6 protein-coding genes and 1 pseudogene are annotated in these 10,167 nt (G+C 65.2%); 2 read left to right on the top strand and 5 right to left on the bottom strand.

Annotated features, from left to right (window positions below):
- The coding region (locus VD972_RS39515) for a trypsin-like serine protease (RefSeq protein WP_324994156.1) at positions 1-736 on the top strand (736 nt) is incomplete at its 5' end.
- A gap of 8 nt (positions 737-744) precedes the next feature.
- On the top strand, positions 745-1,806 hold the full coding sequence (locus VD972_RS39510) for a trypsin-like serine protease (protein WP_324994154.1): 1,062 nt from the start codon (positions 745-747) through the stop codon (positions 1,804-1,806).
- 112 nt (positions 1,807-1,918) lie between these two features.
- Here the strand turns inward: VD972_RS39510 and VD972_RS39505 are convergent, their stop codons facing one another.
- The 5 genes and pseudogenes from VD972_RS39505 to VD972_RS39485 all read right to left on the bottom strand — a co-directional run.
- A complete protein-coding gene (locus tag VD972_RS39505; RefSeq protein ID WP_324994152.1) occupies positions 1,919-2,368 on the bottom strand; it encodes an EF-hand domain-containing protein in 450 nt (149 codons plus the stop codon).
- Between the two features lie 177 nt (positions 2,369-2,545).
- Positions 2,546-3,775 (bottom strand): group II intron reverse transcriptase/maturase, encoded by a 1,230-nt coding sequence (gene ltrA / locus VD972_RS39500; RefSeq protein ID WP_324994150.1) that lies wholly within the window; start codon positions 3,773-3,775, stop codon positions 2,546-2,548.
- 1,087 nt (positions 3,776-4,862) lie between these two features.
- The gene (locus VD972_RS39495) at positions 4,863-7,148 is read right to left on the bottom strand and encodes a hypothetical protein (RefSeq protein WP_324994148.1); all 2,286 of its coding nucleotides are present in this window, start codon (positions 7,146-7,148) and stop codon (positions 4,863-4,865) included.
- Positions 7,145-9,811, bottom strand: coding sequence for an AAA family ATPase (locus VD972_RS39490; RefSeq protein WP_324994147.1), 2,667 nt, complete (start codon positions 9,809-9,811; stop codon positions 7,145-7,147). Before VD972_RS39490 ends, VD972_RS39495 begins: the two co-directional genes overlap by 4 nt.
- 5 nt (positions 9,812-9,816) lie before the next feature.
- A pseudogene (locus tag VD972_RS39485) lies at positions 9,817-10,167 on the bottom strand (hypothetical protein); the annotation flags it as partial.

The raw sequence follows: 10,167 nt of genomic DNA, 5'->3' as shown, positions 1-10,167 counted from the left end.
CCCGTTCACAGTCATCGTCATCGCTCACTTCGCCGAAGACGACGGCAAAGGAAACAGGGCCTGTAGCGGCGTGCTCATTGGCCCCCGGCTCGTGCTCACTGCTGGAAACTGCGTCTGCGTCCGCCCCCACCCGAGAGCACTTGAAGGACAGGGCCTCACCCGCGTTGACGCCTCCACCTGCGAGACTGCCGCAACTGTCAAGACATACACCTATGAGCCGGCGGACGCTGTAGACAGGAAGGAGTCGTGGTCGGAGAGCTACTCGGGAACCATCCACCCCCACCCACGGCTCGAGTTGATGTTGGACAGTCACGGGAACGCCGTCTCGGCCCAAGCAAACCTCGCGCTCATTCTCCTAGACAGCCCCGTGAAGCCCAACACTCCTCCCGTACCGCTCACGGGGGAGGGCGTCAGGGCTGACGATCTCCTGACAGTGGTGGGCTATGGATACATCGAGGGCATCTCCGCATTGGATGGAGTCCGCCGGTTCAGCCTGGAGCGGGTGTCGAAGATCGCGGATGCCAGCACGGGCCTGGCCCGCTTCGGTCAGCCTGAGCAGCATGGCTACAAAGGCGATACAGGAGGCCCCTGCTTGCGAGAGACCGCTCAGGGCCCTGTGCTCGCCGGCATCTCGCATCGAGGGTTTGGCGCGGAAGCCACACTCACGAGTATGAATGTCTATCTGGATTGGTTGCGTGAGGAACTCAAGCACGCGGAAGGACTGGGCTCCCCATGACAGCACGAATGACGGGTCTCATCTTCACGTTGCTGATCATCCTCCACACCGGGTGTTCCACGGCCACACCCGCCATCGTGGCGTCACAGGACGCCTTTGAGCCCGAGGATCTGTTTCCCCAGGGCATGCTGCTGACAGTGCCAGGCAGGGCCGACGAGGAGAACAAATACCTGCCAGCCGTCAGAGTTTCCTCTGTCATCATCGACTCTGCGCGCGTGAAGCATTACAAGCCGTGCAGCGGTGTCCTCGTCCACCCTCGGCTCGTGATCACAGCGGGACACTGCGTGTGCCTCGAGCGAAGCCCGACGGAGCAGGAACAGGTGCAACCCAAGGCTCCAGTTCCCAAGAAGGCGGCGAAGAGCCCAGCCGCATTGACTCAAGCCGCGGCGCTCAAAGGCGTCGAGAGAATCACAGGCATCATCGATAACAAGTCACCGTGCGCCACCACCACGACTGTGACAACCACTGTGTACAGCCCACAGAATGGCCGCCGGGGGACCCGGACCGAGGAGTACTCCGGGACAGTCATGGTCCATGAACAGCTGCGCATGGTGATGGGCGTCAGGAGGGAAAACCCACTGAGCGGCCAAGCGGCCTCGCCGGGAAGGCGGGCCGGGCCCACCCTCGTGTGGAACAATGCGGATCTCGCTGCGATCTTCCTCAAGGACGCCGTGAGCTCCGCTTTTGAGCCTGCGCAACTTGCGATGACCGAGGAGATCAAGCTGGGTAGCCGCGTCATCATCATCGGCTACGGGCCTGGAAGTTCCCCGCACTTGTTTGGGGATCGTCAGTACGGGGAGAACGCCGTGACACGGATCATCCCATTGGAGACGGGCAGCGTCTTGTTCCGCACGGAACTCCAAGTGCTCCCCGCGGGTGGACCCGCCTCGTATGCCGAACAGGGCGATAGCGGTGGTGCCTGTGTCGCCAAGACGAACCCGCATGTCCTTGTAGGCTTCGTGACCGCGGGCGCGCAGAAGGAGACCGGCAGCTATATGTCGTACTTCACGAGTGTGTACTCCCACAAGGATTGGCTGGAGCGGGCGATCAATCGCGCCAATGAGAGCTGAGAGAAGCCCCCCGTTGAGGGCGGCCTGCATGTAGGACACGTACATCAACGGGTAATACACTCATGGCTGCACGATCACCCCCAGCGCCAGGCAGTGAGCACGGGTGGGGAGATCATCGCGGGCTCATCATGAACGCGACGAACTCCTCGTAGGTGAGCTGGCCATCGCCATCGCTGTCACCCCGCTGGAGGCTGGCCTCAGCCTCCTCGCGGGTCATCTTCTCCCGGAGCATCCCCATGACCTGGAGAAGCTCGTCGATCGAGACGAGGCCGTCGCGGTTCCTGTCGAAGGCGTCGAAGGCTTCGCGGATTTCATCTTCCGCACCGGTCCCCCTCATCCTCCGGCTCATGAAGGCGAGGAACTCCGAAAAGTCGATCGTCTCGTTGCCGTCAGCATCGGCTTTGACGATGAGGCCCCTCAGCTCCGCATCGATTGGTTCCTCGTCCAGGCGCTCCAGCGTCTGTCTGAGCTCCTGGAGGGTAATGCGACCGTCGCCGTCCCTGTCGTGCGCGGAGAACGCCTCTCGGAGCTCGGTGACCTGTTCCTCTGTCAGCTCTCCCACGGATGGTGGCATGGCATCCTTTCCGGCCAAGAGCAGGGCCCCAGCAGCGCCATCCTAGCGAGCCCTCATGGGTCGCCAGACAGGGCATCGGGATAGGGGCTGACGGGCTCGTCCCGTCAGTCCCCTCCCACACCACCGGACATACGGGTCCGTATCCGGCGGTTCGGACGGTTGAGGTTAGCTGGCAAGTCTCGGGACTCCCATTCGGTCGTAGTAGCTCGTTGGCAGTGCGGTGTTCAGCAGCATGCTGGAGTTCCTCCACCAGCGGCGCGAGTTGGAGGCCACCCGCTGGGCTGCATCCTCGTTGGCTCCGAGGCGCTTCATCTCCCGGTAGGTGGTTCTGCCCCGCTTCCACTGTCGGAGTTGCACCATGCGCAGGCGATGGCGGAGCCACTCGTCCAGTCTGCTGAAGACGCCCGGCGTGTCAGCCAGGCGGAAGTATTGCTTCCAGCCTGAGAGATAGCCGCGCACCTCAGCGAACACCGTCTTCATGGACTTTCCACCGCTCCGGGCTGTCAACTCCCGGATTCGCTGCTTCATTGCTTCCAGAGCCTTTGGCGCCACGCGCCGTTTCACCTTCCGTCCCGGGGCTACCCAGAAGCTGTAGCCCAGGAACTTCCGATCCCACGGACGTGCAACCGCACTCTTGGCTTCGTTGATTCGCAGCCGCAGCCGCTCGTAGAGACGCCTGAGCGTCTCCATGGCATCCTCGCCCGCTTTCCAGGACCCGACGTAGACGTTCAGGTCGTCGGCGTAGCGGACGAAAGACAGCCCGCGCTGCTCCAGCTCCTTGTCCACTTCGTCCAACAGCACGTTGGCCAGCAGCGGTGACAATGGGCCCCCTTGCGGCGTGCCCTCGTACCGCTCCATCACCACTCCGTTGGCCATGATGCCGGCCTCCAGGTAGCGACGAATGAGCCCCAGCATCCTCTTGTCACCGATGCGCTTCTCCAGCCTGCCCATCAGCACGTCGTGGTTGACCCGGTCGAAGAACTTCTCCAAGTCCACGTCCACCACCACCCGCTTGCCTTCCTGAATGTAGCGCTGCGCCTCGCACACCGCTTGGTGTGCGGAGCGCCCAGGCCGGAAGCCATAGCTGTGCTGCGAGAAGGTGAAGTCGAACATCGGCTGCAGCACCTGCAGGATGCTCTGCTGGATGAACCGGTCGAGCGCCGTGGGAATCCCAAGCTTTCGGATTCCACCGCCGCTCTTCGGTATCTCCACTTCCCGTACCGGCTTCGGCTGGTAGGTGCCTTCGAGCAGCTGCGCCCGAATGCCCTCCCAGTTCTCCACCAGATACTCCGGCAGCTCGTCGACGGTCATCCCGTCCACGCCGGGGCTGCCCTGGTTCTGCCTGACTCGCTTCAACGCCGCCTGAGCGTTGCCGCGCTCGACCACCCGCTCCATCAGGGTGGCTGTTCCTGAGCGCTCGTTCTCGCTCGCCGCCGTTCGGGCTTCGCCGCTTCGCTGTACCCTCGGGGCTTCACCCCTGCTCTCCAGCGGGAGCTCCGTTTGCGCGGTCTTCTGGCGCCTTTCCCTCCCGAGACTCACGTTCGTTTCGCTCTCCCTTCCGTTCAGCCCTTCGCCTCTCGCCGAGCCTGCGGCTTCCGGTAGGCGGGTTGCCCTCCCTGCCGTCTTCTGCTCGTGGCTACTTCGGCCTCTGCTGACTTCTCGCTCCAGGCATGTTCGGCCCGTCACCCTTTCGAGTATGAGGCGAGATCTCCCCAGGTAAGGGTGGGTGGACTTCCTCGCGCAATCGCCGGATCTACGCCGTCCGTCCTTGGTCGTGAGAGTTTCACGGTCATTGGCCCGCTCACCCTGACTCGCAGCGCCTCGTATCCGGTTCCTGTTCGTCGACTCGCAAGCTCACTACCCGCTTCCTTCAGCGCCGACCTCGCGGTCGGACCGGTGCCCCGGCTTGGCGCCTTGCGGTTCGTGTGGGTCGCTACGACCAGCTTCCCAGAGGACTTTCACCTCCTATCCACGCCCATGCTGGGCGCACCAAGAAAAAAGGCCGGCTGCTCTCGCAACCGGCCCTCTAAGTACCTGTTTTTTCTGGAGCCGACATCCGGATTTGAACCGGAGACCTACTGATTACGAATGAGTGGAGTTCCCTCGACCCATCATCGTAACCAGCCGGAACCACTGCATAAGATGGCCTCTTCTGGCCCTGCTTGGCCGTCAATGGCGGCCCGAATTACCCAACAAATTACCCAACACAAGCCGCCCTCAACTACCTCATCACCGTAGGGGTTGGAGTTACCCCAATCTCATGGCTCTCCCGCAGTTTGTGTGGATCCTGGGCGCAGCTTCCCTCTCGCTGCACGCGGCCTCGGGCGTCCACCGGTCCAGGCTCCCTCCTGCCGTGTCCATGGACCTACCTGCACACTCCTGGCTCTAACATCGATCCTCTGGCCCTTGCCTGCTCCCTCGCCCTAACCTGATTGACGTTCTAGTGCCCCCCCGGCAAGCGCGGACGGTAGATGCCCGGTTGTCAGGAGGCCGGCTTCGAGAAGGGCACATCCTGGACCTGCGCGCCTCTTGAGTGCTGCTGGCACTGGGCACAGGAGCACACGCCACAAGCTGAGCAGATGAAGGTGCCGGGCTCCAGGGAGCGCACGCAGGGCACGGCCAGCACGTCTCCTCCCAGCACCTGGTCCACCCAGCCGGGTGTGGGCTTGCCGGGGCTCCAATCCTTCAGGGTGGGCAGGAGCATGGGGAAGCGCTCCCCACAGGCGCCACAGGCCCGCGTGCCCCAGCGCGCCTCGCAGTCGGGACATTCACACTGGAAGTGTCCCCCTGGGCTTGGGTGGAAGTTGCGCTGGGGATCCACCGATTTCGCGCAGGTGGGGCACTTCAGCTGAAGCTTCACCCTTCGCACCGCCCGCTCCAGGGCATTGTGAAAGGACTCCGCCTGCCCGAGCGCCTTCTCCGCTCGGGCGACCTCGGCATTGGACTCGCTCTTCTGCGCATTAGCCGTGCCCGTGCCCCTGCCTTTGAGTGCCGCTTCACGGGCCTTCTCCGAGGCCTGTTGATGCCACACCTGGGCGCGCTCAAGCTCGCGCTGTGCCCGGAGCACCGCCTCGCCTGTATTGAGCGCCGACCACTCATGCTCCGCGGGAGGCCGGAACACCACCCACTTCTTCCCGTTCTGCTGGAGCCAACCTGAAGCCTGGGCGAGCGGCAGCCCCTCGGGCGGTAGACACTCCACCTCGGGCGGATAGCTCAGGAAGAGCGGGGCGCTTAGCGTCCAGCGCAACGCGCGGACCACCCGCTCGACGCTGCCAATGTCCCACGGCGCCACCGGCAGCATGCTGGGGCCCTTGCGCTCTTCCTTCTTCAGGTCGTTGCCCAGCGTGTGCAGGCGCTGGAGCAGCTCGGGGTTCAGCCGCTCTTCCTCTTCCTGCGTGTCCCCCGGGTGAAGCACCAGGGTGGACGCCATCTCTCCCGGGCTCCAGCGAGCTAAGCTCTCGAGGTGCTGCCGCGCCACCCCCTCGTCCGGGCTCGCCGAGATGAGCGCCGGCATGGGCACCACGCGCAGGCGGCGCCCCACCTCCGTGGAGAACATCAGCACCCCCGCCTGCTCCCACCGCAACTGGGCGGGGCCGCCAGGGCCATCGAGCGCTATCTCCACCCCGGGGCGGATGGGGGCCTCGAGTTCTCGCGGCTCGTACCCCAGCTGCTCAAGCGCCCGGATCACCAGCAGCAGGCAGAAGACGTCGAAGCCGCGGCAGAACTCCTGCTGGCTGCGATACACCTCCTGGGGGGTGAGCGTCCGCTTGCGGTTGAACTCGAGCCACTCACGCCACAGCTGCGCGACATGGCGGTAGTGGGGGTCGTTGGAGAGAATGTTGGTCAGGATCAGCGCGTCGCTCACCTGGGCCCGGCGGGGGACTCCCCGGTAGAGCGGCGTGTCCATCAGCGCCAACAGCTTGAGCCGGAGCCGCTCCAGTTGCTCGAGAGTGTGCTCCGCCTTGCGGTGGCGCTCGTCCAGATCAATGGCCTCACCCCACAGCCCACAGACGCGCTTGCGCCGCCAGTGCGAGCCCGAGAGGGCGGCCTGCGCCTCGTAGGCCTTCGTCCTTGCGAAGACGTGGCGCATCTTCCGGACGCGGCGGATGCGCTCACTGACATAGCGCAGCAGGTTGTCCACCAGCCGCGCCGCCACCCGGTTCTCGTAGATGTCCAGCAGGTCGTCGCGCACCAGCGACTGGATGCGCTTGGGATGGACGGCGCGTAGGGTGGGCCGCTCCCAGTCCTCCATGTGCGAGGCCAGGTATTGAGCCGCCGACCTGGGAATACGCCGGGCGCGGGAGACAGGCACCCGCTCGATTTCCACGCGCAGGTGCGCGCGAGGCGCGCAGCACACCTGCTTCAGGTGTCCCAGGTGCTCGGCGATGGCCCGATCGAGCTTCTGGAGTTCTACCTCCTCCGACATCCCCGGGACGACTGGCGTCATGTCCGACCAGTCCAGCCAGCCCTTTGCTCCCGCGATGAGCGCCTGGAGCCCCCTTCCCATCTCGCGCAGGCTCTGGGCCTCGAGCTCCTCGGGCAGCTGATACCGGCCGAAGCTTCCTGCCTGCCGCCGCCCGCTGCCGCTGTCCAGCAGGCTCCAGTTCCCCTGGAGGTCAGGGACCAGGAAGTCCCCGCTCGCCAGCGGCACCGTGTTCAGGAAGCTCTCCGCGCCCTCGCTCACCACCTGCCAGAGCCCCATCAGGAGCGGCACCTCCGGCTCCAGGGCAACCTCCTCCGTGAGGCGGTTACGGTACCGGGGGCTCATGCGGCCTCTTCCTCCTCACGCGCGCCCAGCCGCCTCAGCTGATCCGTGATGAATTTCAGCGAGGCCTTGGGCTGAGCCTGATTGCCCTGATTGCTCGCCAGCTTGGCCCAGGCCGTCTGCAGCCGCTGCTTAAGCTCGAGCAGATCCTCTGGGCGCGTGTCGTGCTGGTTGCGCAGGCCTCGCAGCAGCTTCGTCGCGAGGATGTGGTCCACCGCCTCTCCCAGCGAGCCTCCCGCGGCGATGATCACGGGCACGTAATCCATCAGCTGGCGCTCCAGCCGGTTGCTCATGCCGATGCGGAAGCGCTCCTTGAGCAGTGGCGAGAGTTCGTTGCGCAGGAAGGCATGCGCCTTCTTCGCCTGATCCGCGTGCTTCTCCTTCGCCTGCGCGAAAACCTTCCTCAGGGCCTGGAGGCTCAGCGGCGGGACCGCCTCGTAGGGCTTTGCCTCGAACTGCTGTTGATGCTGCGCGCTGTCGAACTCCATCACATGCGCGCGGTCATACGTCTTGGGGGCGAACTCCTTCGTTGTCTCATCATGGTTGGCCGTGCCCACGAACCAGACATTGGGCGGCAGGGGCAGGAGCATGCCCTTCTCCTCCAGCCCCTTTGGCGCCGGATCCACGGATGTGGTCATCAGGTGGAGCTTCTGGCTACCCGCCTCGCGCTCCATCGCCGAGAGCAGGTCCGCGAAGTACTGCTCCGGGTGAGACAGGTTCATCTCATCCAGCACGATGAGAAAGGGCACGTCCCTGAACCTCGGGCACCGGGCCCTGTAGAGCGCCCGGAGGAAGGGCTCCTCGTAGAAGCGCCGCTCGAAGGCGTTGAAGTGGCCAATCAGATCATGCTTGTCACGCCAGCCCGCCTGAACCTCGATGACCTCGTTGCCGGCACCAATAGCACGGGCGAAGGCGAGCGGCAGGGTCGTCTTGCCCGTACCGCTGATGCCCTGCAGCAACAGCAGCGGGCTCATGGCCACCCCGCCAAGGAAGCTGCGGATGATGTCCACGGGGTAGATCAGCTTCTTGCCCGCCTTGAGCGCCTCGGGGTCCCGGGCGATGCGGTGCTGGAGCTCATGCACGAACTCATCGAGCTTCGGCAGCTCCTCGCGTACCAGCTGGGGGCTCTGCAGCTCTACCGTGGCGTCCATCTCGCTGAGCGAGGGGAACGGACTGCGGCCGTCCGAGCGGCGGATGCGGTCATCGACGTCCTTGCGCAGCTCGTTGATGTTGGCCTGGAGCAGGTTCCGGCTGCTCTCCAGCATGGCCTTCTGGTCGCGGATGGTCTCCAGCTCCACCACCCCCATGCGGTAGCGTGACAACTCGTGCTTGAGCGACTGGTTCTCCTGGTAAAGCTGGGTGCGCGCCTGCTCCCACTGGTCCTTCTCGGTCTCCAGCGCCAGCAGCCGCTCCGCCGCGTGAGTGCTGGGCCTGGCCGCGAGCGCCTGCTCCAACTCGGTCCGCTTGCCGCGCAGCTCCTTCAGCTCCTTCAGCACATCCTCGGGGGCCATATGCCCAAAGCGCCGGTCCACCTCCTCACGCTGCGCGAGGACCGTCGTCAGCCGATCGCGCTCTGCTTGCGCTTCTTTCAAGCGCTCCTCGGCCGCGTTGCGTCCGTGCTGCAGTTCTTCCACTAGCCGGGCCGCCAGCTGCTGCGCCCGCTCCTTCAGGTGCTCCCGGTCGTCCTTCAGGTCCTGGCGATCCCACTGGAGTTGCCGCTGCTCCTTGACCAGCTTGCCCTTGTCTTCCTCGAGCTGGGCACGGTCGGCTTCGAGCTTCCGGCGCTCTTCCCGCAGCGCGGACTCCTGCTCGTTCCACGCTCCTCGCAGCTTCGCCGCGTGCGCGGCGCGCTCCCCACGCAGCTCCTCCTCGTGCTCGTCGCGCTCCTTGCGAAGGTGGTTGCCGTGCGCGGTGGCCTCCTTCTGGAGCTCGTCCTCGTGCCTGGCGCGCTTCTGGCGCTGCTCCGTGTCGAACTTCTCCCGGGCTTCGGCGCGCTCCTTCTCCCACGCCGCCCGCTCGTTGGAGATCCGCTCTCGCTGCTCGGAGAGTTGCTGGTGCAGCGCCTTCGCCTCCCGCTCCAGCTGCTCGAGCGAGTGCCGCCGCTGCTCCACAAAGCCCGCCTCCGCGTTCAGCTCCCGGGCCTTCAGCGCCTCTTTCTCACGCAGCAGCTGGCTTTCTGAGTGCGTGAGCTCCGCCTCCTGCACCTGGAGCAACTGCTCCCGCTCAGACGCAGCCTTGTCCCGCTGCTCCAGCGCCTGGCGCTGCTGCTGAGCACTGGTGTTGTCGGCCTTCAGCTTCTGCTCCCACTCCGCCAGGCGCGCCTGCTCCACCTGAGCGTCCTGCCTAGCGGTGCTCGCCTGCTGCTCTCGCTGCAGACACGCCTCGAAGGCCAAGCGAGTCTTCTCCAGCGCCTCCTCGAGCCGGGCCTCCAAGGAGGCGACGGCAGTGAACGCAGAGGCCGCTTCAGGCGCAGGGGTGCTTGTCCCCATTACGGACTGGACGAGCCCTTTGGCCTTGGCGAGCAGGGACTCGGACTTCGCCTCGGGGACCTCCGGCCCTGGAGGCTGTACACCCGGCTGCTCCGGCTTCTGGGCCATGGCGGCTGACGGGGCGGGCTGCTGCGGAGGCGAGGGCTGATACTTGTTCTTGTTCTTGTTCTTTCCCATGTCCCTTACCGAAGCGGTGGATTGCGTGAACCGTCGTCGAGCCCCGAGATGAGCCCCACGACGCGATAGATCCGGTGCACCGTGTCCTGAACGGCCTTCCCACCAAGCCGCTTGGAGCCATGGTGCATCTGGCTGCCCAGAACAGTGGCGATGTCGTCCAGCTCGGCGAACAGCCGTTGCTCGAGGCGAGCCACGTTGCGCAGCGGATGCCGGGAGTCATCCCGGGCCGCCAGCAGGTTGGCGACAATCATTGCGCGCAGGCGCCAGAAGTCCTTGCGCCCGACGATGGCGTCGATATCCGAGCGCCTCACGTTCGCCAGCGCCCGTGGCAGCGGCGTCTGGAAGCCGAGCTCCTT

The sequence above is a fragment of the Hyalangium sp. genome, from assembly GCF_035629615.1.
In the GTDB taxonomy this organism is placed as follows: Bacteria; Myxococcota; Myxococcia; order Myxococcales; family Myxococcaceae; genus Hyalangium.
This window is presented reverse-complemented; position numbering and strand designations above follow the sequence as displayed.

Excerpts from the sequence above, each read along its gene's own strand:
- VD972_RS39495 (WP_324994148.1), bottom strand. The coding sequence starts at position 7,148 with ATGAGCCCCCGGTACCGTAACCGCCTCACGGAGGAGGTTGCCCTGGAG.
- VD972_RS39490 (WP_324994147.1), bottom strand. The coding sequence starts at position 9,811 with ATGGGAAAGAACAAGAACAAGAACAAGTATCAGCCCTCGCCTCCGCAG.
- ltrA (WP_324994150.1), bottom strand. The coding sequence starts at position 3,775 with ATGGAGCGGGTGGTCGAGCGCGGCAACGCTCAGGCGGCGTTGAAGCGA.
- VD972_RS39510 (WP_324994154.1), top strand. The coding sequence starts at position 745 with ATGACGGGTCTCATCTTCACGTTGCTGATCATCCTCCACACCGGGTGT.